General features: G+C 38.4%; 17 protein-coding genes, 3 tRNA genes and 1 pseudogene. 11 read left to right on the top strand and 10 right to left on the bottom strand.

Features of this window, described 5'->3' with window-relative positions; translation table 11 throughout:
* Nucleotides 1-33: 33 nt before the first annotated feature.
* The 4 genes from WKU26_RS11360 to WKU26_RS11345 are packed head-to-tail and all read right to left on the bottom strand — an operon-like array spanning nt 34 to nt 3,873.
* The gene (locus tag WKU26_RS11360; protein ID WP_340322086.1) at nt 34-912 is read right to left on the bottom strand and encodes a nucleoside phosphorylase; all 879 of its coding nucleotides are present in this window, start codon (nt 910-912) and stop codon (nt 34-36) included.
* 46 nt (nt 913-958) lie between these two features.
* Nucleotides 959-1,960, bottom strand: coding sequence for a flotillin-like protein FloA (gene floA / locus WKU26_RS11355; RefSeq protein ID WP_340322085.1), 1,002 nt, complete (start codon nt 1,958-1,960; stop codon nt 959-961).
* Nucleotides 1,961-1,984: 24 nt separating this feature from the next.
* Nucleotides 1,985-2,452 (bottom strand): NfeD family protein, encoded by a 468-nt coding sequence (locus WKU26_RS11350; RefSeq protein ID WP_178266411.1) that lies wholly within the window; start codon nt 2,450-2,452, stop codon nt 1,985-1,987.
* 11 nt (nt 2,453-2,463) lie between these two features.
* Complete coding sequence (locus tag WKU26_RS11345) at nt 2,464-3,873, bottom strand: tetratricopeptide repeat protein (protein ID WP_340322095.1); 1,410 nt, start codon at nt 3,871-3,873, stop codon at nt 2,464-2,466.
* Nucleotides 3,874-3,958: 85 nt separating this feature from the next.
* Here WKU26_RS11345 and WKU26_RS11340 point away from each other — a divergent pair, with 85 nt between their 5' ends.
* The 8 genes from WKU26_RS11340 to WKU26_RS11305 all read left to right on the top strand — a co-directional run bounded on the left by WKU26_RS11340 (nt 3,959) and on the right by WKU26_RS11305 (nt 10,880).
* Entirely contained in the window at nt 3,959-4,702 is a 744-nt protein-coding gene (locus WKU26_RS11340) for an ATP-binding protein (RefSeq protein ID WP_340322084.1), read from the top strand.
* Between the two features lie 24 nt (nt 4,703-4,726).
* The gene (locus WKU26_RS11335) at nt 4,727-5,095 is read left to right on the top strand and encodes a DMT family protein (protein WP_178266409.1); all 369 of its coding nucleotides are present in this window, start codon (nt 4,727-4,729) and stop codon (nt 5,093-5,095) included.
* Nucleotides 5,096-5,243: 148 nt separating this feature from the next.
* A tRNA-Ser gene (locus WKU26_RS11330) sits at nt 5,244-5,330 on the top strand.
* Nucleotides 5,331-5,380: 50 nt separating this feature from the next.
* Nucleotides 5,381-5,453: transfer RNA gene (locus WKU26_RS11325), tRNA-Glu, on the top strand.
* A 4-nt stretch (nt 5,454-5,457) separates the two neighbouring features.
* Nucleotides 5,458-5,544 (top strand) — tRNA-Ser (locus WKU26_RS11320).
* Between the two features lie 112 nt (nt 5,545-5,656).
* On the top strand, nt 5,657-5,902 hold the full coding sequence (locus WKU26_RS11315) for a hypothetical protein (RefSeq protein WP_340322083.1): 246 nt from the start codon (nt 5,657-5,659) through the stop codon (nt 5,900-5,902).
* Between the two features lie 252 nt (nt 5,903-6,154).
* Nucleotides 6,155-9,799, top strand: coding sequence for a type IIG restriction enzyme/methyltransferase (locus WKU26_RS11310; RefSeq protein WP_340322082.1), 3,645 nt, complete (start codon nt 6,155-6,157; stop codon nt 9,797-9,799).
* 10 nt (nt 9,800-9,809) lie between these two features.
* Nucleotides 9,810-10,880 (top strand): RES domain-containing protein, encoded by a 1,071-nt coding sequence (locus WKU26_RS11305; RefSeq protein ID WP_340322081.1) that lies wholly within the window; start codon nt 9,810-9,812, stop codon nt 10,878-10,880.
* A gap of 353 nt (nt 10,881-11,233) precedes the next feature.
* On the opposite strand, the gene WKU26_RS11300 is transcribed toward WKU26_RS11305, so the two are convergent.
* The 4 genes from WKU26_RS11300 to WKU26_RS11285 all read right to left on the bottom strand — a co-directional run bounded on the left by WKU26_RS11300 (nt 11,234) and on the right by WKU26_RS11285 (nt 19,976).
* Complete coding sequence (locus WKU26_RS11300) at nt 11,234-14,050, bottom strand: M16 family metallopeptidase (RefSeq protein WP_445323244.1); 2,817 nt, start codon at nt 14,048-14,050, stop codon at nt 11,234-11,236.
* 20 nt (nt 14,051-14,070) lie between these two features.
* Complete coding sequence (gene trxB / locus WKU26_RS11295; protein WP_178266468.1) at nt 14,071-15,018, bottom strand: thioredoxin-disulfide reductase; 948 nt, start codon at nt 15,016-15,018, stop codon at nt 14,071-14,073.
* A gap of 183 nt (nt 15,019-15,201) precedes the next feature.
* A complete protein-coding gene (gene nifJ, locus WKU26_RS11290) occupies nt 15,202-18,753 on the bottom strand; it encodes a pyruvate:ferredoxin (flavodoxin) oxidoreductase (protein WP_340322079.1) in 3,552 nt (1,183 codons plus the stop codon).
* A 44-nt stretch (nt 18,754-18,797) separates the two neighbouring features.
* The gene (locus WKU26_RS11285) at nt 18,798-19,976 is read right to left on the bottom strand and encodes an ATP-binding protein (RefSeq protein ID WP_178266466.1); all 1,179 of its coding nucleotides are present in this window, start codon (nt 19,974-19,976) and stop codon (nt 18,798-18,800) included.
* 287 nt (nt 19,977-20,263) lie between these two features.
* On the opposite strand from WKU26_RS11285, the gene WKU26_RS11280 reads away from it, so the two are divergent.
* Complete coding sequence (locus WKU26_RS11280; protein ID WP_340322078.1) at nt 20,264-21,427, top strand: hypothetical protein; 1,164 nt, start codon at nt 20,264-20,266, stop codon at nt 21,425-21,427.
* Between the two features lie 17 nt (nt 21,428-21,444).
* On the opposite strand, the gene WKU26_RS11275 is transcribed toward WKU26_RS11280, so the two are convergent.
* Entirely contained in the window at nt 21,445-22,203 is a 759-nt protein-coding gene (locus WKU26_RS11275; RefSeq protein ID WP_178266465.1) for an RNA methyltransferase, read from the bottom strand.
* A 105-nt stretch (nt 22,204-22,308) separates the two neighbouring features.
* Between WKU26_RS11275 and tamL the strand changes: the two genes are divergently transcribed.
* Nucleotides 22,309-24,621, top strand: coding sequence for a translocation and assembly module lipoprotein TamL (gene tamL, locus WKU26_RS11270; protein ID WP_340322077.1), 2,313 nt, complete (start codon nt 22,309-22,311; stop codon nt 24,619-24,621).
* An 11-nt stretch (nt 24,622-24,632) separates the two neighbouring features.
* A complete protein-coding gene (locus WKU26_RS11265) occupies nt 24,633-24,863 on the top strand; it encodes a DUF6965 family protein (RefSeq protein ID WP_269876344.1) in 231 nt (76 codons plus the stop codon).
* Here the strand turns inward: WKU26_RS11265 and WKU26_RS11260 are convergent.
* A pseudogene (locus WKU26_RS11260) lies at nt 24,864-25,032 on the bottom strand (chromosome partitioning protein ParB); the annotation flags it as partial.

Raw genomic sequence — 25,032 nt, 5'->3', positions numbered from 1 at the left:
AAGAGGAGAACCTGTTGATTTATAATAATTTTGTTAGATTCTTTCAAGTACGACTTTAATCAAATCGTCAATTTTGTTCTTGTATCCGGTATTGGCTTCTTTGGCTACCCGGTTCGCGATGACCATGCACACGGTAGTAGCTTTATGTCCTTGCAAACGTGCCAGTCCGGCCAATGCAGAACTTTCCATTTCGAAGTTGGTGATGCGATGTCCTTGATACTCAAAACTCTCAATTTTTTCATTCTGATGTGGGTCAGCCAAAGGAATACGAAGCTGACGTCCCTGTGGGCCAAAGAAACCGCCACAAGCTACTGTTACGCCGCGTACCATGTCTGTGCCGGCGATTCGATCTACTAGTTCTTCGTTGGCGTGAATTACATAAGGAGCCGGTGCACAAAGGTTACCTGTCCATCCTAAATGGTTGAGTAGGGCACGTTCCATAGGCAAGTCGCATACAGCATTGCGTCCTTCGTAGAAATTCAGAAGCCCGTCGAATCCCACGGAAATAGCAGAACATATATAGGTTCCTACTGGTGTATAGGGTTGTAGACCTCCACAGGTGCCGATGCGTACAACTTCCAACTGGCGAAAAGTCTCATTTTCTTCACGAGTTTGGAAATTAATATTGGCCAGTGCATCGAGTTCATTCATTACGATGTCCACGTTATCGCATCCGATACCGGTAGAAGTTACCGTGATGCGTTTACCTTGATAGGTACCAGTTACTGTACGGAATTCACGGCTTTCTATTTCGCATTCTTTAGTATCAAAATGAGAGGCTACAAGCGCTACACGTCCTGGGTCGCCTACCAAAATGACTTTATCTGCCAAATGTTCTGGTTTTACGTGAAGGTGGAATACCGAACCGTCCTCATTGATGATCAGTTCTGAAGGGGGAAAATACTTTTTCATACGCATTCGTTTTTAATTAGCAAGTTAAATGCTAGTTTCTGTCTCTTTATTTACCGATAGGTTCATGTCCGGCTGGATGCACATCGGGGCGAGCAATACTGGTTCGCATGTCGGTATCGGCTTGAATGTTTTTCATTCGATAGTAGTCCATAATACCAAGATTGCCAGTTCGGAAAGCTTCGGACATGGCTTTAGGTACTTCAGCTTCGGCTTGAATCACGTTAGCACGTGCTTCTTCTGCTTTGGCTTTCATTTCCTGCTCCAAAGCAACGGCCATCGCACGGCGTTCCTCTGCTTTAGCCTGGGCGATGTTCTTGTCAGCGTTAGCCTGGTCTATCTGCAAAGAAGCCCCGATATTGCGGCCTATATCGATATCGGCAATGTCAATGGAAAGAATTTCAAAGGCAGTACCAGCATCCAGTCCTTTACGCAAGACGAGTTTAGAGATGGAGTCTGGGTTTTCGAGTACTGACTTGTGATTTTCGGAAGAACCGATGGAGGAAACGATACCTTCACCTACACGTGCCAATACAGTATCTTCACCGGCACCGCCTACCAACTGGCGTATGTTGGCTCGTACGGTCACACGAGCTTTAGCTATCAACTGGATACCATCTTTTGCTACAGCGGTTACAGGAGGAGTGTCAATGACTTTCGGGTTGACCGACATCTGTACGGCTTCGAATACATCACGTCCTGCCAAATCGATTCCGGTAGCCATTTGGAAAGACAAGTCGATGTTAGCCTTTGATGCCGACACCAATGCATGTACAACTTTTTCTACATGTCCTCCTGCCATATAATGTGCTTCCAGTTCATCACGGGTGATGTTACTGAGTCCAGCTTTATGCGCTTCTATCATAGCAGGTACAATGACGTAAGGTGGTACATTACGGATACGCATCAAAAAAAGTTGTACCAGTGAAATACGTACTCCTGAAACTTTGGCAGATAACCAAAGGAAAAAGGGAACGTAATGGAAAAATATAGCCAACAGAATAACTCCACCACCGGCTAAAATAAACGGAAGATAGTTAGGATCAATCATAGCTTACCTGGATTTAAGTAAATATTATTGAATAGATTGTACGTAAATGGTATTAGGAGTAATCCGGCATACTTTTATAGGAGTTTTCTCATCAATAAACCCGTCTGCTGATTGTACTTCAAGAATATGTCCATTAATTTCAGCATTTCCTATTAAGGTCAGTCTGGTTATAGTTGTTCCGATATCTCCTACATGTATGTCAACTCCTTTTAACGGGTTAGGCTTATAGTCCAAGGTCTGTTTCAAAGCAAGTTTATCTACCGTCTTACCCTTCATAAACCAAATGGTAATTCCGGTTATTCCTATTATAGTAATACCTATAGTTATAATACCAGCTTGTGTTCCTAAACTGTCGAAAGCATAATAAATGGCATACAATAAACTGCACGCTGAAGCAATTCCAGCGACACTGATACCCGGAATCAGGAATACTTCGATAATGAAAAGTATCAGTCCGGCTATGATAAGCATGCTAATAATTAATACTTCCATAATTGTTGTTGTTAATTTTTACTCTTTAATTCTAGATTTCGAATAGAAACAGAAAGACTTTTTACTTCTTTACGCAATTCTTCTATTCGTTTTTCTTGATCTAATATCTGTGGAGCAAGATTAATTTTCTTGCTTTCATTACTTTCATGATATTCTTTTCTTAATTCAAGCAGGCTTACTTCCAATGCCTCCAAATCTTTCTGCTTTTGCTGTAAAATACGGAACTGTTTGCAGGCTTCTTTGGATACGAAATCAGATGGGTTGTGATAAATGGTATTATCATTTACAATGAAGGTAAAACTGGCTTCCTTTTGGGATTGATTACTACCATATAAAACCTTAGCTAAATTCTGTCGTCCTGTTCTTAGTTTATCCTCATTGTTCCATGTATCTTTAATACTTTTCAAGGTAGCTGCATTTATTATTTTCGGAAGATCTGTCGTTTCATAATCATATACAGTTTTGGATGCATTAGGCACAAAAACATACACGCATACTTTTCCTTCCGGCTGGTATCTGTCGGAAGCGAACCATCCTAAGCCATTGAAATCATCCAATGCATACATATAATCGTTATAGGGTGAGTTGAAAGGCATTCCAATGTTGTCAGCTTTTAGATAAGTATTGTCTTCAGAATCGTAGCGGGTTACAAAAATGTCGTATCCTCCCATGCTTTCTTCACCTTCTGCGGCATAATATAGTGTAATGCCATCTGCAGCCATAAACGGATAGTTCAACTGTCTGCTGTTTTCATTTAAAGACTGTAAAGGTTCCGGGGCACTCCATTGGTTGATCATTTGTATTTGTGAAGCAAGATATGTTTCTCCGTCATTATTCGTTTGAGTCACAATTTTTTTGTCTCCCATCTCATTCGTAAAGCAAGTACCGTTTCCATCTGCATTCATGGATATTTCTCCAGACTCTTTACTTAGTCTGTAGGCCGAAAGCAGATTTTGTTTATCTACTACAAAACTATCCACTATTACTACATTTTCAGTACCTCGGAGCATGCGTGCAGCTTTTCTGCAACGTTCCAATTCTTTTTCCGCATCGGTTGTGTCTCTTTTTTTCTGTTCAAGCCAATAGATATGATTTTCTATGTTCTCAATTGCATCATCAAAACGATATAAATCATAATATAGCTTCCCCAAATAAAGGTATGCATTGATTACTTTTCTTTCTGCACTTTTTTCCAGATAAGGTTGGGCTTCTGCTTTTTCTCCTGTTTCGTAGCAGCAGGCTCCATACCAAAAATTATAGCTGGCATTCGACGGCGATTGTTTTGCAAGTTTTTTGAATACAGGTTTAGCTTCAGCAAATTTTCCTTCGAGAAACCAACTTTTTGCCTGAGATAATGTTTGAGAGTAAGCGCTTCCTATTGAACCTAAAATAAAGAAAGTCAGTATATATTTCTTTTTCATCATTTTCGTGCTGTTATTTAATAAATTCAAAAATACAAATATTCTTCTAAAATTCGTATTTTTGCAACCATTTTTTATATGATATATGGAAAAAAGAATCATGGAAGAAAAGTTGATGCGTCGCATTCAGAAATGTTTCAATAAAGGAGTCGTTCAATACGGATTGATAGAAGATGGAGATAAAATTCTGGTCGGTTTATCGGGAGGAAAAGACTCGCTTGCCTTATTGGAGTTACTTGCCTTGCGTTCCCGGATTTATAAGCCCAAATTCTCGGTTGTAGCGGCTCATGTAGTAATGAAAAATATATCTTACGAATCGGATATGGACTATTTACGTTCTTATGCAGAGTCATTGGGAGTGCCTTTCATCTGTTATGAGACTTCTTTCGATCCTTCTACCGATACGCGCAAGTCTCCTTGTTTCCTTTGTTCATGGAACAGAAGAAAAGCCTTGTTTACAGTCGCAAAAGAGCAGGGGTGTAATAAAATAGCATTAGGACATCATATGGATGATATATTGGAAACACTATTGATGAATATGACTTTTCAAGGTGCATTCAGTACGATGCCTCCTAAACTGGTGATGCGGAAGTTTGATATGACCATTATCCGCCCGATGTGTCTGGTGCATGAAGCCGACCTTCTGCAGATGGCAGCATATAGAGGATATAAAAAACAAATCAAGAATTGTCCATACGAAAAAGACTCTAATAGATCGAGCATCAAGGAAGTTTTTCACACATTGGAGAAACTGAATCCGGAAGCCCGTTACAGTTTGTGGGGAAGTATGAGTAATATACAGTCGGATTTATTGCCGGAAGAAAAATAATCTTATTATAATATTATATTTGACATGAAAATTTTATACACAATCTTATTGCTTGTCATATCGAATATCTTTATGACATTTGCGTGGTATGGACATTTAAAGCTGCAAGAAATGAAAGTGATTTCAAACTGGCCGCTTTATGCCGTAATCTTATTTTCCTGGAGTATTGCTTTGGCAGAGTATGCTTGCCAGATACCGGCCAATCGAATAGGGTTTGTAGGAAACGGTGGCCCTTTTTCTTTAATGCAGCTCAAAGTAATTCAGGAAGTCATTACACTGGTTATTTTTACAGTGTTTACTACCGTATTTTTTAAAGGAGAAGCTTTGCATTGGAATCATCTGGCAGCATTCGTTTGTTTGATTATGGCGGTTTATTTTGTTTTCATGAAATAATTTTTCTTAATCGATTTAAAATCAGACAACTATTCTAAGAGGGATTTTAAGGCGATAAAAAAAGTGTTGCAAAAGTTTGCACAAGTCAAAAAGTCCCTCTATATTTGCACCGCATTTGAGAGCAATGCACTACTAAAACAGAAAGATTGGAAGTTTGGGTGAGTGGCTGAAACCAACAGTTTGCTAAACTGTCGTACGGGTAACCGTACCGGGGGTTCGAATCCCCCAGCTTCCGCTTTTCTGAAATGCCTTGACGAGCCTAACGACTTGTTTAGACAGACGAATGGCGCTTTCGTCTAGTGGCCTAGGACGCGGCCCTCTCACGGCTGAAACACGGGTTCGATTCCCGTATGCGCTACTTTGGAAGTTTGGGTGAGTGGCTGAAACCAACAGTTTGCTAAACTGTCGTACGGGTAACCGTACCGGGGGTTCGAATCCCCCAGCTTCCGCTGAAGTGGAAAATCGAAACTTTAAAAGGTTCTGCAATAACAAATTGCAGAACCTTTTTTATTTTATTCAATTCTGTTTAAATTTGGAATCCTTTACTAATCTTTTAAGCGTATGAAAGAACTTGTTTCAAATACCCGGATTCCTTTTGAATTGACTAACGAACAGCGCAGATACTTAGGATTACTTCCTGTACAGGATACATGGAACTTAGTCTGTATTGCTGGAAAATATTTGTATTTTGACGGAGATATTATCCGTAAGGAAATACAGAGTAATGAAATGGGAAACTATTATGAGACGGAATTGTGTGAATATACTACTCATAATCTGGAGGTCCCAGGTTCAAGCCCTAGCTAGTTCATAATAAAAAAGCAGTTACGAATTTCGTAACTGCTTTTTTTATGCTCTTGCGTAAACAAACTGTTTGAGTTAGAGTTTTCTTTGCTATAAATCTCTATAATATGCTATGAAAATATATTTATTATATTCTGTTTATTACATTTCAAATATTTACAGTAAATACCTCTTCTTAAATCATTTATGTAGAGTACTGTTTAAATTCCGATTTATTCTTTATTTTTGTATCAATATAATTTATTTGACTATAAAATGTATAAGATATTAACTCCCAACCAATCTGTTTTAAAAGCTTATCTTAAAGAAAGTGTTTCATTGAATGAATTGCAGGTTTTTAGAAATGTAATGCAGACTTTATTCATGCGAATAAACCCTTCAGAAAGCGAAGAATTTAATAAAAACTTAGTTATAGACTTTTTAGGTCAGAGTTTATATAAGGGTAATAGTTATATGGTTAATACATACCATAGAACAGATCTTGCTATATACTCTAATGTAAATTTGCATAACGGACATCCTATGGTCCTTTTTGAGTTTAAAGGACCGTTACGTCCAGATATGGTTACTATAAATGATTTAAAGAAAAAATCATTATATGAATTGGTTTTATATTACATAAGAGAAGAAATTCAAAAAAAGAACACTGATGTTAAACATTTAATTATAACCAACTGTTGGGAATATTTCATTTTTGAGAAAAAACTTTTTTATCAATTATTTGCTAAAGATAGAAGGTTTGTACAAAATGTATTGAATGCTGATACAGGTGGAGATAATACTGATTATATTTATAATGCTATTATTAAACCTAAAGTTGAAGAAATAGAATCCAAATTACAGTTTACATATTTGGACTTAAAGCGTTTTGAAAAAAATATTGGTAATGAAGATATTTTAAATAATAAATATTTTGTTTCGGCATATAAGCTGTTTTCACCTGTACATTTATTAAAACAGCCATTTAAGTCAGATCATAACACATTAAATAAAAATTTCTACAAAGAATTACTCTATATTATGGGAGTTGAAGAGATTGTAGATAAAGAAACGCATAAAATCATCCGTTTGAAAGAAAATAAACAGGATTATTCTCTATTGGAACAGACTTATGCAAAGTTGGAAGATTATTCTAGCGTGACTGATGAAGAAAAACGTTTTGAAACTGCATTAGGCCTTGTTTTGATATGGGTAAATCGGATATTGTTCCTGAAGCTTTTGGAATCTCAATTAAAGTCATTTAATATAGATACAGATGTTAAATTTCTGAATACAGAACATATAAACGATTACGACGGTTTGAATGATTTGTTTTTTAAGGTTTTGGCCAAACCCTTAAAGGAACGTTCAAAAGAACTTGATATGCAATTCCCTAACGTACCTTATCTTAATAGTTCCCTTTTCGAAATGTCAAAAATAGAAGAAACTTATTTTGCTGTCAGTGGTATTCGTTTGGGGGAAATGGAAATATATAAACAAACTGTATTAAAAGATGATAAGGGTAGAAAAAGAACAGGAAAAATAAAGACTCTGGATTACTTTCTGTCTTTTTTGGATGCCTATGATTTTGGCGCTGAACATTCATCGGAAAATTCATTGATACATGAAAATAGTAAGACCCTAATAAATGCATCTGTATTAGGACTTATATTTGAAAAGATTAATGGATATAAAGATGGTTCTTTCTTTACTCCTGGATATATAACACAATATATTTGCCATAAAACATTGCGTAGAGCAGTCGTTGACAAATTTAATAAGTTGAAAGGTTGGAATTGTGCTGATTTTGAAGAATTAAAAGATAGAATAGAATACGGACAGCGCGAAGTTAGAATTGAAGCCAATCAAATAATTAATTCTATTAAAATCTGTGATCCAGCAGTTGGGAGCGGCCACTTTTTGGTTTCTGCATTAAACGAACTGATTGCAATTAAAAGTGAACTCGGTGTTTTACAAGACAGACAAGAACAGCCTAAACGAATAAAAGATTATGATGTACGTGTAGAACAGGATGAGCTAGTAATTTCCGATGAGGATGGTGATTACTTTAAATATAATCCATCTGATACTACAAGCCAGCGTATTCAAGAAGCATTGTTTGAAGAAAAGCAAGAAATAATAGAAAACTGTTTATTCGGTGTAGACTTAAACCCTAAAAGTGTAGAAATTTGCAGGTTACGTCTTTGGATAGAGTTGTTAAAGAATGCGTACTATTATCGAAATGAAGATGGTCAACGTGTATTACAAACACTTCCTAATATTGATATCAATATAAAATGTGGTAACTCTTTGGCATCAAATCATCCAGTGTGTATCGGTCGGAAAATTCAGAGTATGGAAGGAATGAGAAATCTTGTATTGGAATATAAGCAAAATGTAAAAGAATATAAGATTTGCCATTCTAAAAAAATTAAACAGACTCTTAATGATAAAATTGCTAAATTAAAACGTCGCTTAATGCCTGTTTATCAGCTTGAAGCATTTGAAGATAATGCACAGTCGATAAGGGAACATTCTACAATGCGTCATTCACTTGAGTGGATGGTAGAGTTTCCAGAGGTATTAAAAGAAGATGGAACATTTGAAGGTTTTGATGTCATTATAGGTAATCCTCCATATATTAGCTTAGAAAAGTTATCTGAAGATTCACTTGTTTATAAAGGAATGCGTAGGATTGGGGAAAAAAGTAATGAACACGAGAAAGTATATCATACTCATGAATCCAGAGGTGATATTTATTCATTATTCATAGAAAGAGGGTTACAATTATTACAGAAGGGAGGACTTTTATCATACATCGTACCAAATAAGTGGGAGAAAGTAATGTATGGGCGTCCTCTACGTGAGCTGTTCTTGAATAATAATCTTTATCAATTAATCGATTTTGGTAATAATCAGATTTTTGAAGATGCTACTACTTACACTTGTATTATTCGTATGAGGAAAGAACGGAACCGAGGAATCTTATATCATTCTCTTTTAAAAGCAATAAATCCTGAAACTTTGGTTGATAGTATAGAAGAGTGTAAGGAAGTATTCGAAACTAAATTAATTGATAATGGTATTTGGACCATTTCAAGTAAGTATAGTTTCAACGTTATAAGTGAATGTAAAAAAAGAATGAGGACATTAGGAGAATATGTGGGAGGAGAATCATATAGAGGAATCTTGACCGGCTTGTCAAGTGCTTTTATTTTATCAAAAGTAGAAGCAGATCAATTGATAAATAAGGATAGCTCTTCAGAAAAGATACTTCGTCCTTTTTTACAGGGACGAGGATTGAGGGCATACGAAAAAATAAGCCCAGGCTCATTTCTTATTTTTATCCCCAAAGGATTTACAGCACAGGGTATGAGTATTAATAGAAATATAGAACCATTACCAACTGAAGAAAAAGCTTGGGAATGGTTTAAAAATAGTTATCCGGCAATATCAGAAAGACTTGAACCTTTCAAAAATAAGGCAAAGAAGAGAACTGATAAAGGTGATTATTGGTGGGAGCTTAGAGCTTGTGCATATTATGATAAATTTGCAGAACCGAAAATATTTTATCAAGTATTCCAGACAAAGCCATGTTTTGTATATGACAATTCTTCTACGTTTTGTAATAACTCAATGTATTTTTTGTCTGTTTCAGATAAATCACTATTAGCCTTACTTTGTTCACGTATAGGTTGGTGGCTTATATCAGAATATTGCCCACGTATTCAGAACGGTCACCAATTGATTTGGGATAATTTTATGCAAATACCGATACCACAACAACTTCCGGATATATTGAATAGATATGCGGAAAAAATGATGTCTGCTATTAGCAATGAAGATGAAAGTCGTGTCATTGCACAAGAGATAGATCAGGAAGTATGTAAACTGTATGGTGTTGATTTAAGTATGATTTAATTAAAGGAATATGCAATTTAAAGATTTATTTCATGAAATAAATAAGGTAAAAGAGGATTCTTCCTACAAAAATTCTAATATCGTCACAAGATTAAATGCTCTTTTTAGAGTATTGAAAGAAAAGGTGAAAGATGAAAAGATTGAAACCTCGACATTGGAAGATATATGCAATAGTTTAATAAAGATTGTCAACTTGTCATTATCAGGAAGGAGAAATGAGGCTTTTAACTTATTATATACTACATATTTTAAAGATGATAGTATATCTAGATTGGATATAAAAGATTATAAAACTGGGAAAAAAGCATTTTATAGAATGAGGAATTCTCAAGAATATGTTCAGTATGAGAAAAATGAGATGTATCATATTCCATTTGGCAAGAACTATTTAGTAGGTAATGAAAGATTTAGCATAACAGGTTTCCCTACATTATATTTATCATCATCAATTTATGGATGTTGGGAAGAAACTGGACGGGGAAATCTTGAATATGCTAACGTTGCTTTATTCAAGAATACACAAAACATAAGATTAATCAGTTTGATAGCTCCGTCTAGTAAAGCAACAGTACAAAATAACAATATTTTATTAGCTTTTCCGTTATTACTAGCTTCTTCGTTAGAAGTTGTCCATCCTAAAGAGAAATTCATTCCTGAATATATTGTTCCACAGTTATTGATGGAATGTCTAATTGAATATCGAAACCAGAATGTAACAACAGAAATATTAGGAATTGAATATAAATCTGTACATAAGAATAAAAGAGATTTAATGTTTAATGAAAGTGATAAAATAGATATCTTTATCAATTATGCTATACCACCGTTTGATTATAAATCTGAAGGAGGTATATGTCCTAAATTAATGGAAATTTTTGAATATTGGAATTCTGTATCATGGGCAAAGCTTCAATATCAAAGGCCAAATGCTTTTATAAACATTGTAGAAAATGGTCAAAAAAGATATAGTGTTAGCAGATTTGGACTTATGGAAAAATATTTAAACATGAGAGATCCTAAAATGCTAACATATCATTCATCTATAATAGGCGGTATTACAGGAGGAGCTTTAACTTATTAATGTTAATAGTTTTTTTACAATGGTGAACTGGCCTAATAGAAAGCAATAGTGATAATATTCTGAAAAATTTAAGTGGATGATGAAAGATATAGATTATATAGCAGTTTTCTTGTTGTAATTCTGGTAGATTGAATGTTTCTGTGAGTGAACTTTTATATTGAAGTGCTTTATCCGACGACGTTGAATGTACAGCCGGCGTCGTTGCTTTTGTATCCGACATCGGTGAATATATGTCCAACGTCGCCGATTGTACACCAGAAATAGCAAGGTGTACGACTGATACAAATAAAAAATAAGGAAGACAACCTTTCACGCAGGTTGTCTTCCTTGTTTTATTGGAACAATAAAGATTATCAGTTTGTATCACCGGAAGTCATGCTGACTTCAATGCGGTTGTTCTGACTGAAGAATGCTTTTGCAAATGCCTGCAAGTCTGCCCCTGTAATATTGTTTACAAGTTCCTTATATCCGGCAGCACGGTCAAGATTTTCCCAATAGAAAGAATAGAGCAGATTCATCCAATATCCGTTTTCTTTCTGATTGGATTCAAAATTTTTCAGCATATATTCTTTCACTTTTTTCAGATTATCGGCATTCGGACCATCGGCTATAAACTCAGAGATACCTTTGTCTATCAGTTTAGTCAGTTCTACACGTTTTTTCGGATCGGTGTCAAAGTAGATCTCTAAAGTAGCTTCTTCTTTAGGATATTTTCTTATGCCTCCAGAAACATTTACACCGTATGTACCTCCTTCTTCCTCACGTACAGTTTCTGTATACTCCATTGTCAGCAATTGCGAGAGCATACTCATCTGGATAAGGTTCTTCAAAGTATACGGACAATCTCCGCTGTTAAACAGGAGTACTGTAGCTTTTTCTGTCTGTAAATCTTTGTGGAAGATGTTACGGGATTGACCTTTGCGTGTTTCTACTACATTACGGAAGTTTTCTTTCTTATTGATAGATGGCAGTCCTCCCAAATATTTCTCTATAAGAGGAATTGCTGTATCTTGATCTATATTACCTATCATGATGAAAGTAAAGTCGCCCGCATCTTTAAAACGGTCTTTGTAAAGCTCTATTACCTTGGCATAATCAATCTGGTCTACCATATGCGGTTTCATGCGTATGGTATAAGGATTTTTTCCGTAGATTTCTTTGGAAATCGTATCGCCTAGAGCTACATTGGGGTCTGCTTCCTGATTTGCCAGATGCGACTTGGTTCGAGTTTTAAATGATTCGAATGCCGCCTGGTCCATACGGGGAGCAGTAAATGTAAGATATGTAAGCTGCAGCATTGTTTCCAAATCTTTAGGAGCACATCCACCTTTTACTATTTCCGACAGGATGTTGACAGATGTAGATACTGAAGCCATTTTACCGGCAAGCTGCTTCTGTAAGTCGGTCAGGCTGAAGTTTCCAAAACCTCCTAATGTAGCGACACTATTCAGAACATTGAACTGGATAGAGTCTTTAGCATCGAAGAGTGAACTTCCACCTTTACTGAATCCTTGCATTCTTATTTCGTCGGCTTTGAAGTCGGTAGATTTTAAGATTACACGTGCTCCGTTGCTTAAAGTCAGTACAGTAGAACCAAAGGCACCTTCTTCTGTTTTCACAACTTTACCACCTGCCGGAACTTCCTTCAACAAAGGTTCGTTAGAAACCTTGTCTACGTATGCCTCCAGTTTTTCTGCCTTTACATCGTTCAGTACTTTCAAGATGTCTGCTTCGGTAGGAAGTTTGACTTCCGGTTTGTCCGGACAGTACAAAGACACTACCATATTGGTATCGCTTATCAGACTCTTGAAGGTAGCGTTAACCTGTTCTACTGTTATAGCAGGAACAATACCTTTAGACATTATAGCATATTTATCTTCTATGCTGGGGATGGGTTCGTCATTGATAAAATTGGATACATATTGCTGCACAAACTGGCTGTTTTTCATCTTGCTTCTTTCGTTGTAGGCAGATTCCCAGGCACTCAGATAGTCTGCTTTAACGCGTTCATATTCTGAGGGGGTGAAACCGAAGCGGTGTGCACGCTCTATTTCTCTCATTAAAGCTGCCAGTGCAGTTTCAATACCATCGTCTTTGCTGACAGCTACTCCTGCGAAAGAGCGTTTTGTCTTAGCCAGAATAAATTTTACATCACCTACGCCAGCTTCGATAAAAGGAGGGTTGGCTTTTAAGGCAAGTTCTTCCAGACGGTTATTCAGCATATTTTCAATCATTGAAATTATATAATTGTATGCGAAATATCCTACTGTTTTTTTCATTTCTGCCGGAACAGGCTCATGTTTGTGATGTACATATATTTGTGTGACTTTCTGTTCCTTGTCTTTAGCTATAGAAATAATAGGCTCTTTGTTGTCGGGCACAGGATAGTACACACGTTCTGCTGGGTTGGCAGGCATCTGGATAGGAGAGAAAAGCTTTTTGATTTTCTCTTCAATCTGGTCTACATCAATATCACCAACAACGATGATTCCCTGCTGATCCGGACGATACCACTTTTCATAATAGTCTTTTAAAGCCTGGTAAGGAAAATGGTCTACTACCTCCATTGTACCGATAGGCAGACGGTATGCGTATTTGCTTTCGGAGAGAGCTTTAGGGAGTATAATCTCGTTCATACGTGTCTGGGCTCCCATGCTGGTACGCCATTCTTCGTGTATGACTCCACGTTCTTTATCGATTTCTTTATGGTCTAAAGTCAGACCATCTGCCCAGTCATGAAGAATCAGCAAGCAGGAATCTATAATACCATCACGAATGACAGGTACATTCGAGATATTGTATACTGTTTCGTCTATAGAAGTGTAGGCATTAAGATTTGCTCCAAACTTTACACCAATTGATTCCAGATATTCTCTTAATGAGTTTCCCGGGAAGTGCTTGGTTCCGTTGAAACACATGTGTTCCAGAAAGTGAGCTAATCCTCGCTGATTGTCTTCTTCGAGGATAGAGCCTACTTTTTGTGCGATATAAAACTCCGCCTGCTTTTCGGGTAATGCATTGTGTCGGATATAGTATGTAAGTCCGTTATCCAATTTACCAATGCGTACACTGGGGTCGGTGGGGATAGGAGGCATTTGTTGGGCATGAGTATTGACCATTCCTCCTAAAACAACGACAATGGCGCATGTCTTTTTAAAAAGATTCTTCATAGCTGTTTTATTTATAGGTTTTATAGTAGTCCGTTCGCTGAAAGATAGCGTTCGGCTTCAATAGCTGCTTTACATCCGCTGCCAGCTGCTGTAATTGCCTGGCGGTAGTGTGGGTCGGCTACATCACCGGCTGCGAAAACACCAGGAACTCCTGTGCGTGGAGAACTTCCTTCTGTGATGATATAACCTACTTCGTCTGTCTGAACCCATGGTTTGAAGATTGCTGAGTTAGGCTGATGACCGATAGCCAGGAAGAATCCGTCGATTGCTACATCATAACGTTCTTCATCTGCTTCTCCCATACGTTTTACTACGTGCATACCTTCTACACCGTTGTCTCCGTAAAGACCTACTGCGTTGTGTTCGAACAGAACAGTGATGTTAGGATGGTTCAAGACACGCTCCTGCATAATCTTAGAGGCACGGAGGTATGGCTTGCGGACTACAAGGTATACTTTACTTGCCAATCCTGCCAGATAAATAGCTTCTTCGCAGGCTGTATCACCACCACCTACTACTGCTACGGTTTTCTTGCGGTAGAAGAATCCGTCGCAAGTGGCGCATGCACTTACACCCATTCCGGCATATTTCTTTTCGTCTTCCAAGCCTAAGTATTTGGCAGTAGCTCCTGTTGAGATGATTACAGTATCGGCAGTGATTTCTTTTTCATCGTCGATAATGAACTTATAAGGAGCCTGGCTAAGGTCTGCTTTGGTAATAATACCCTGACGGATATCTGCTCCGAAGCGTTCTGCCTGTTTGCGCAAATCGTCCATCAAAACCGGACCTGTTACTCCTTCAGGATAACCGGGAAAGTTTTCTACTTCTGTGGTGATAGTAAGCTGTCCACCCGGTTGTATTCCCTCATAAAGTACAGGAGAGATGTTTGCACGGCTTGTATAAATAGCTGCTGTATATCCTGCAGGTCCTGATCCGATGATCAGACATTTTACGTGTTCTGTTGTCATAGTGTTATTGTTTTTATATTAATATGTTTAAATTATAAGACAAAGATAGTTTTTTTTTCTAATTATAGAAAGTAACAAAATAAGAAAAGGAAAAGTCTGGAGACTGGGACGGTATAAACAGATAAAAAAATAAGGAGTCCTACATATAGGACTCCTTATCAGATATATTATGAAAGAATAATATTATTCTTCATTGCTCCAGTCCATGGCAGCCATACGCTTGTAAGAAGCGTAACGTTTTTTAGCCATGTCTTCGCAAGCAGCGAACAAGTCAGCTGCTTCTGTAGGATACTGTTTCATAACAGATGCAAAGCGAACTTCACCCTTCAGGTAATCCTGGAAGCCTTCCCAGTTCGGTTCTTTAGAATCGAGTGAGAACGGATTCTTACCTTCTTCTTCCAAAGCCGGGTTGAAGCGCCACAAGTGCCAGTAACCACATTCTACAGCCTTAGCTTCTTCTGCCTGAGATTTACCCATACCAGCTTTCAAACCGTGGTTGATACATGGAGCGTATGCGATAACCAATGATGGACCTGGATAAGCTTCTGCTTCGCGGATAGCTTTCAAAGTCTGAGCCTGGTCTGCACCCATTGCAATCTGAGCTACGTATACATAACCGTAAGTAGTAGCAATCATACCCAAGTCTTTCTTACGTACACGTTTACCAGAAGCAGCAAATTTAGCGATAGCACCCAGAGGAGTAGCCTTAGATGACTGACCACCAGTGTTAGAGTAAACTTCAGTATCCAATACCAGAATGTTTACATCTTCACCAGAAGCGATAACGTGATCCAAACCACCGTAACCGATATCGTAAGAAGCACCGTCACCACCGATAATCCACTGTGAACGTTTTACCAGATAGTCTTTGAATTCAGCGATAGTAGCGCAGTAAGAGCATTTGTCTTTTGCAGCTTCTACCATTGGGATGATCTTTTCAGCAGCAGCTTTGCTCTTGTCTGCATCGTTGCGGCCATCAATCCATTCCTGGAATGCTTCTTTGTATTCTGCTGGAGTACCTTCTGCAGCGATAGCAGCTTTCATGGCTTCTTCCAGACGGTTGCGCAGTTTCTTGTTAGCCAATTCCATACCCAAACCGAATTCGCAGAAGTCTTCGAACAATGAGTTAGCCCAAGCAGGACCCTGACCTTTTTCGTTTGTTGTGTAAGGAGTTGAAGGAACTGAACCAGAGTAGATAGAAGAACATCCGGTAGCGTTAGCAACCATTTCACGGTCACCGAACAACTGAGAAATCAGTTTAACGTATGGAGTTTCACCACAACCAGAGCAAGCTCCAGAGAACTCGAACAATGGAGTAGCGAACTGAGAGTTCTTCACGTTAGCCTTGATGTCTACCAAGTGCTGTTTTGACTTCACGTTTTCAGCGCAGTAAGTCCAGTTTGCTGCTTCAGCCAACTGAGTTTCAAGCGGCTTCATAGTCAAAGCCTTGCCACCCTTCTTCGGGTTGCCCGGACATACGTCAGCACAGTTACCGCAACCCAAGCAGTCCATAACGTCTACCTGTACGCGGAATGTCATGCCGTCGAACTGCTTACCAACAGCTTTCAGTGTAGTGAAGTTTGCACCAGCCTGTTCGTCAGCATCCAATACGAATGGACGGATAGCAGCGTGAGGACAAACATAAGCACACTTGTTACACTGGATACAAGTTTCAGGATTCCATTCTGGAACGAATGCAGCTACACCACGTTTTTCGTATTTAGCTGTACCCTGATACCAAGTACCGTCTTCGATACCCTTGAATGCAGATACTGGCAACAAGTCACCGTCCTGAGCGTTGATAGGACGAACTACTTCGTTGATGAATGCTGGATCGTTGTTTGCAGCAACTGCTTCAACTTCCAGGTTAGTCCATGCTGGATCTACAGTCAATTGTTTGTATTCACCACCACGGTCTACAGCAGCATAGTTCTTGTTGACTACGTCTTCACCCTTCTTACCGTAAGACTTCACGATGAATTTCTTCATCTGTTCTACAGCCAAATCAACAGGAATTACACCTGTAATACGGAAGAATGCAGACTGCAGGATAGTGTTGGTACGGTTACCCAAACCAATTTCCTGAGCAATCTTAGTTGCGTTGATATAGTAAACAGTGATATTGTTTTCTGCGAAATATTTCTTAACCTTGTTTGGCAAGTTCTTAGCCAGTTCTTCACCTTCCCAGATAGTATTCAACAGGAAAGTACCGTTCTTACGCAAACCACGAGTTACATCGTACATGTGCAGATAAGCCTGTACGTGGCAAGCTACGAAGTTCGGAGTATTTACCAAGTAAGTTGAACGGATAGGATGATCACCGAAACGCAAGTGAGAGCAAGTGAAACCACCTGATTTCTTAGAGTCGTATGCGAAGTAAGCCTGGCAGTATTTATCAGTGTTGTCACCGATGATCTTGACAGAGTTCTTGTTTGCACCTACAGTACCGTCAGCACCCAAACCGTAGAATTTAGCTTCGAACATACCTTCGCCGCCCAAAGCGATTTCTTCTTTCTGAGGCAGTGAAGTGAATGTAACATCATCCACAATACCTACAGTGAAGTGATCTTTCGGCATTGGCAATGCCAAGTTTTCGAATACAGAAAGGATCTGAGCCGGAGTGGTGTCTTTTGAACCCAATCCGTAACGTCCGCCTACGATAACCGGAGCATTTTCCTGTCCGTAGAAACATTCTTTTACATCGAGGAACAAAGGTTCACCTGTTGCTCCCGGTTCTTTAGTACGGTCAAGAACTGCAATACGTTTAACAGTCTTAGGAACAGCAGCCAAGAAGTGTTTAGCTGAGAACGGACGATACAAGTGTACAGATACCAAACCGACTTTTTCGCCGTTTGCTACCAAGTGGTCGATAGCTTCGCGAGCAGCTTCAGTTACAGAACCCATAGCGATGATTACGCGTTCAGCGTCTTCAGCACCATAGTAGTTGAACAAGCCGTAGTTACGTCCTGTAATCTTGTTGATTTCGTTCATATATTCTTCTACGATAGCAGGAACTGCATCATAGAAAGGATTGCAAGATTCTCTGTGCTGGAAGAAGTGATCCGGGTTTTCTGCCATACCGCGAGCAACTGGTTTGTTTGGTGACAAAGCACGTTCACGGAATTCTGCCAAGGCTTTCTGGTCTACCAGCGGAGCCAAGTCTTCGTTTTCCAGCATTTCGATTTTCTGGATTTCGTGAGAAGTACGGAAACCGTCAAAGAAGTTCATGAATGGAACGCGAGACTTGATAGTTGCCAAGTGAGCAACACCGGCCAAATCCATAACTTCCTGTACAGAACCTTCGCACAACATGGCGAAACCTGTCTGACGTGCAGACATAACGTCCTGATGGTCACCGAAGATACACAAAGCGTGAGAAGCCAGTGTACGAGCTGATACATGGAATACACAAGGCAAGAATTCACCTGCAATCTTGTACATGTTAGGGATCATCAGCAACAATCCCTGAGAAGCAGTATAAGTAGTTGTCAATGCACCAGCCTGAAGAGAACCGTGTACTGCACCGGCAGCACCACCTTCAGATTGCATTTCCTGAACCAGAACAGTTTCGCCGAAGATGTTCTTACGGCCTGCAGCAGCCCATTCGTCTACATATTCAGCCATTGTAGAAGATGGGGTGATAGGATAGATAGCTGCAACTTCTGAGAACATATATGAAATATGTGCTGCAGCTTGGTTACCATCACAAGTGATGAATTTTTTTTGTTTAGTCATACAATTACTAATTATATATTAGTTAATAAAATCTGTCTTCTATATTAATAGAGGAAACCGAATAGCCACAATGGGATTTGATTTCCGTATCCCAACTCCATTTTGTGCATGGCATAATATACATTGGGATTGTTCTTTAATTTGCTGTTTTCTGCACAAACCCGGAACTGAATATTGCCATCCACTAAAAAAGATGTGCCTTTATCGCCCTTGTTTACTTTATGATCTTTCCAGAAAGTATTTACAAAGAATGTTTCCAATACGTCTTGCTCTTCTACTTTTACCGGATAGATGCTGTACATCAGACTGGTGTTGTGCATCATTATCTTAGAAGGCTTTTTAGGAAACTCTTCACCTTTCGGATAAACCATGTTGATGAGACGGGCATCTGCCAGATACTTCATGTAATTCATGATAGTGGCACGCGATGTCTGTATGTCTGTAGCCAATTGGCTGACATTAGGAGCAACGGGACCGTCTACTGCCAACAAATATAGTAACTTTTTAATTTTCGAGAGATATTTCAGTTCGATTTGTTTTATTAAAAGTATATCTACTTCAATCATCATATTCATGGTCTTGAGCAGATTTTCCGAAAAGTTCCTTTTTTCAAGAAAAAAAGGATAGAATCCATGATGAATATAATCTTGAAAATAGTTCAATGGATTGATGTGTGGAAGAATGGTCTTGACGATATGTTCGTGATTGGACAGAATTTCTTCCAACGTATAGGAAGGGAAATGATTCCCTGTCTGAAGATTGAGGAATTCTCGGAATGAAAAGCCACGCAGATTGTAAGATTTTACAATACCGTTCAGTTCGGGGTTTTCTTCTTTCAGACGCATCACTGATGATCCGGTGAATACGATTTTAAGGTGAGGGTAGCGCTCGTAGCAAGTACGAAGTGCATGACTCCAGTCTGGCAATTTAAATACTTGGTCAATAAGCAATACTTTGCCGCCACGTTTTACAAACTCTCCGGCAAAGTCTACCAAACTGACTTGCGAGAAATAGAAATTGTTCATGTTGACAAACAGGCAAGAACGGTCCAATCCAAACTTCTCTTTTGCATACTGTAACAAAAAGGTGGTTTTTCCCACTCCCCGAGTGCCTTTTATACCAATTAGCCGATGACTCCAATCTATTTGATCCATCAAATCGCGACGTACCGGAGCATTGGTATGTTCTATCAGGTAACTGTGTGTTCTGTAAAATGCTTCCATGAATTTCTTTTTCTTCGTTGCAAATATACGAATACTTCATTATATTGCAAACTGGAGTTGGCAATATTTAATTGAATCTTGTTAGAAATACAGGAAAACTTAAAACGAACTTGTTGTCTTTATAAAGAGAGGGCAGTATTTTATTTGTACTTTTGGAAGGTAGTTAGTTAAGTTCTGCATAGAAGTTGACCAACTGTTCTGCAAAAAAATAAAAAATCATTTGTCTGAAATCATATAATGACAGATAGTTTTACATTTGCAGTATAATTTCGTAGCAGATAAACATTATGGCACATTTGTACTTGTTTAATCCAGATCATGATATGGCTTTAGCCAACTTTACACCTTATTATAAAACTACATCCGAAATTATCCGGATGGCTAATGATTTGTCAACTCTTCCGGCATGGTATGCAGCAGAAAAGGGAAGTTGGGTAAAAACGGATAAACTGCAACGGGGCGATCAGTTGGAAGTACAATGTCGGGAAATGGGAATAATGCTTGATGTGCATTGGTGTACTGAGTACTTTTCTATGCCATATAGAGCATGGGGCTGGAATCCTGCGCTGGTTTATGCATTAAGAGGAGCCGGAGTGGAAGAAAAATTTCTGCTTACAGATGAACAATTAAAAAGACTTCGTTATCTGTCCGGCAGGCAACGGTGCCGGGAAATTTTGGCCCATTTTTCTAGTTTACCGTATGCATGTGGAAAGTCGGAGTTATGTTATTCTATAGAAGACGTTAAATTTTTCATTAAAGAAAATGGGAAAACGGTGTTGAAGGCACCTTGGTCGGGAAGCGGAAGGGGGTTAGCTCATGCGTCTTTGGATAATTGGAGTGATTCTGTGGAAGGATGGATATCTCGGATTATTCGCACACAGGGGACTATCGTTGCAGAACCTTATTATAATAAGGTGGTGGATTTTGCAATGGAGTTTTATGTAGATTCTGAAATTTCATTTGCCGGTTATTCTCTTTTCGAAACGGATACGCACGGGAATTATAAAGAAAATCTTTTGCTTTCGAATGGAGAGATAGAAAGGCGGCTGACTGCATATCTTCCACAATCTGTTTTACAGATTGTGCAACAAAAACTGATGGAAACACTCTTTACATTATTAGGCAAAGATTATAAAGGTTATTTTGGGGTAGACATGATGATTTGTAAGGAAGGTGATAAATATCTGATTCACCCTTGTGTAGAGATAAATTTACGTATGAATATGGGAGTGATATCAAGAATTATCTTCGACCGCTATGTGCATCCTTCCGCACATGGACGTTATATTGTAGAGCATTATACAGCCGACGGACTTGCTCTGGAGAAGCATCGGAAGATGATGGAGCAATATCCTTTGTGCATGAAAGAGGGACGAATCTGCCGAGGATATCTGTCATTGACTTCCGTATTTGCAGATACGCGTTATCAGGTTTATATCCATATTGACTGATTCGTCTCTCTTTATAGTTAAGGGTTAAGGGTACGCCGTCTGAATTCGGAGCAGGTAATAGCCGTAGCTACAGCTACATTCAGAGACTCACTTGTTTCACATCCTTGTGGAAAATTAGGAATCAGCAGTTTACTGTTGACAAACCGTGAAACGTTTGGACTAATCCCTTTACCTTCATTTCCCATCACGATGATTCCATGATTGCTCAATTCTTGTGTGTAAATATTTTCACCATCTAAAAAAGTACCAAATACGGGAATATCGGTCAACGAGCCAAGTACTTCCGACAAATTGCAGTAATGTAGTTTTACACGTGCTATTGCCCCCATGGTAGCTTGTACAGTTTTGGGGTTATAAATATCAGCTGTACCGGTAGAACAAAAAATATGTTTGATACCAAACCAATCGGCAATGCGGACAATCGTCCCAAGATTTCCCGGGTCTTGTACATCGTCCAGTGCCAGACAAAGCTGTTCCTTGGCAATATTAGGGTTGAATAAATATTGGGGCTGCTTGAATACACCCAGCACCTCTTGTGGTGCTTTGAGCAGACTGGCACGTGCTAACTCCTCTTCTGTTACTTCTATAATTTCTTCTGCTTGTATTTCAGCATGATTCTGTAGCCATCGGGAGGTTGCTACAATTAACAGACATGGGAAATGGCCGAGTAAATCGCCTACGAGTTTATGTCCTTCTGCTAAAAAAGCTTGTGCTTCTTTTCGGTTTTTCTTAAGTTCTAATGAACGGATATACTTGATTTTATTTTTGCTGAGCATGTTTGTTAACGCGTGAAAATAACAAATATTAGAAGCAAAGCTAAGAAGTTTTTTTTATTATTCCCTATATTTGCAAATAAATTTGCATAACACTACTACATTGGTATGAAGAAAACTGTCTGTCGATATATTACAATTTCTATGCTCTCTCTTTCTTGTGTAGGGTGCTCTGTCAGCAAATTTATTCCGGAAAATCAATATTTACTTAATGATTTTAAGATAGAATCGGACAATAAAGAAGTAAAGCCTTCTCAAATGAATGTTTATGTCCGTCAGCATCCTAATGCTAAATGGTTCAGCCTTTTTAAATTTCCAATGTATATGTACAGTGCTTCGGGAAAAGATTCAACCAAATGGGTAAACCGTTTTCTTAAAAGAATAGGAGAAGCACCGGTAATATATAGTAGAGAGGCTGCTGAAGAAAGTCGTGCTGAAATCCAAAAGGCCGTACAAAATATGGGATATATGGGAGCACAGGTCGACTTAAAAGAAGAAACTGATGGGAATAAAATCAAGGTTTATTATATGATTCGTTCGGGAGAACCTTATATAGTAGACCAAATCACATATGATATATTCGATGGAAAAGTCCGGGATTATCTGGAGGCGGATTCTACTCGAAGCCAACTTTATCCTGGAATGCGTTTTGATGTAAATCGCCTTGATGAGGAACGTCAACGTATTACTCAACTTTTACAAAATAGAGGATATTTTCGGTTCAATAAAGACTATATTGTATTTCAGGCAGATACTATGCTGAATACATATAAAGTCGGATTGACAATGAAATTACAACCTTTTCAGTCGAAAGAAAAAAATAAGCAGGAAAAACATCCTCAATATACAATTCGTAAAGTGCACTATTTGTTGGACGCGGATTTTGCTACATTGTCAAAAAATGAACTTAAAGGTTTAGATTCAATCTGTTCTGGTGGAGTAAACTTATATTATAAGGATAAACTTTTTTTACGTCCACGTGTGTTGACAGATTATAATTATTTGAATACCGGTAAGTTGTATCGAAACCGAGATGTGCAGAATACCTATTCGGCTTTAAGCAGATTACATATATTGAAATATTCCAATATCCGCTTTGAAGAAATCATGCAAAACGATTCGACTTATCTGGATGCATATGTTTCATTGTCGAAGAACAAAAACAAATCGTTGTCTTTTGAGATAGAAGGAACAAACTCGGCTGGCGATTTGGGGGCTGCGGCTTCTGTATCTTATACTCATCGTAATCTATTCAAAGGATCGGAAACTTTTACAATAAAGTTGAGAGGTGCTTACGAAGCAGTTACTGGTTTGGAGGGGTATACGAACAGTAACTATATGGAGTATGGGGTGGAGAGTAGTTTGAATTTTCCTGAATTTATGTTTCCTTTTTTGTCTTCTGATTTCAAACGGCGCATTAAAGCTACTTCTGAGGTCAATGTAAAATATAATTGGCAGATTCGTCCGGAGTTTGAACGCACTTTGGCCGCCGCATCGTGGAGTTACCGATGGACAAAACGGCAGAAAGCAACACATCGTTTTGATTTGTTGGACATCAACTATATCTACATGCCTTATACATCGGCTGCCTTTGATGCATATTTAGACAACATGGATAAAGTTAACCCTTTATTAAGGTATAGTTATGAGGATTTGTTTATCGTACGTTTGGGATATACTTATACTTATAACAGTGCTGGGGCTACATCGCTGAAAACTTCACAGCGTAATTCTTATTCAATTCGTTTCAATATCGAAGAAGCGGGTAATCTGTTATATGGTTTCTCAAAATTAATTAATAAACATCCTAAGGAAGGAGAAGCCTTTCAATTAGCAAACATAGATTTTGCGCAATATGTAAAGGCCGATTTTGATTTTGCCAAGACTTTTATGATAGATGACCGGAATTCATTGGTATTTCATTTAGGGATAGGAGTTGCTTATCCATATGGTAACTCAAAGAGTCTTCCGTTCGAAAAACTTTATTTTTCCGGTGGAGCCAATAGTGTACGTGGATGGAGGGTGCGTTCGTTAGGTCCAGGCTCATATCGGGGTGATGGAAATAGTATTGATTATGTCAATCATACCGGTGATATAAAACTTGATTTGAATTTGGAGTATCGCACCTATCTTTTCTGGAAACTGAATGGTGCTTTGTTTGTAGATGCAGGGAATATATGGAATATACGTAGTCAGGGTATTCAGACAGAAGGATTGTTCCGGTTTAACAAATTCTATAAACAATTGGCTGTTGCTTACGGTCTAGGTATACGTTTTGATCTTGATTTTTTGATTTTACGATTTGATGGTGGTATGAAAGCCATCAATCCGATGTATACAGGAAAAGATCGTTATCCGATTGTGTCTCCCAATTTTAAAAGAGATTTTGCATTTCACTTCGCGGTAGGATATCCATTTTAATTGAATGCTATATGGAAAATAAAAAGAACTTTTATACAAAAGACGAATTCAAGGAACTGCAAGCTTGGTTCGAAGCTCAAAACCTGCCAGAGTCAATGCAGGTAGATAAGGCAACTTACATTCCGAATTTAAAAGAAACTGTACTTCGATTATTGGATCAGGCAAAAGTTTGCCATGATAATCCTAAAATGCAAGGTTGCCTTATCCTGTTGGAACATATTAAGCAGAAGTTGGAAGAGTAGTTATTCTTCCAACTCAGATGCAATGTATTGTGGTTTGGGTTGAGGTATACTGAAATCCTTATCGGCAAACAATTCAGCCAATCCAGATATTTGTTTCAGTCGGAGTAATTCATCCCTATCCATACCAATGTGTTTCATTATCCATTGGTCGGACATACCGGCTTTATCT

This window comes from Phocaeicola sp. HCN-40430, assembly GCF_037890285.1.
GTDB classification, from domain to species: Bacteria; Bacteroidota; Bacteroidia; order Bacteroidales; family Bacteroidaceae; genus Phocaeicola; species Phocaeicola acetigenes.
Note: the sequence above shows the minus strand (reverse complement) of the source record. Positions and strands in the feature narration are given on the sequence as shown.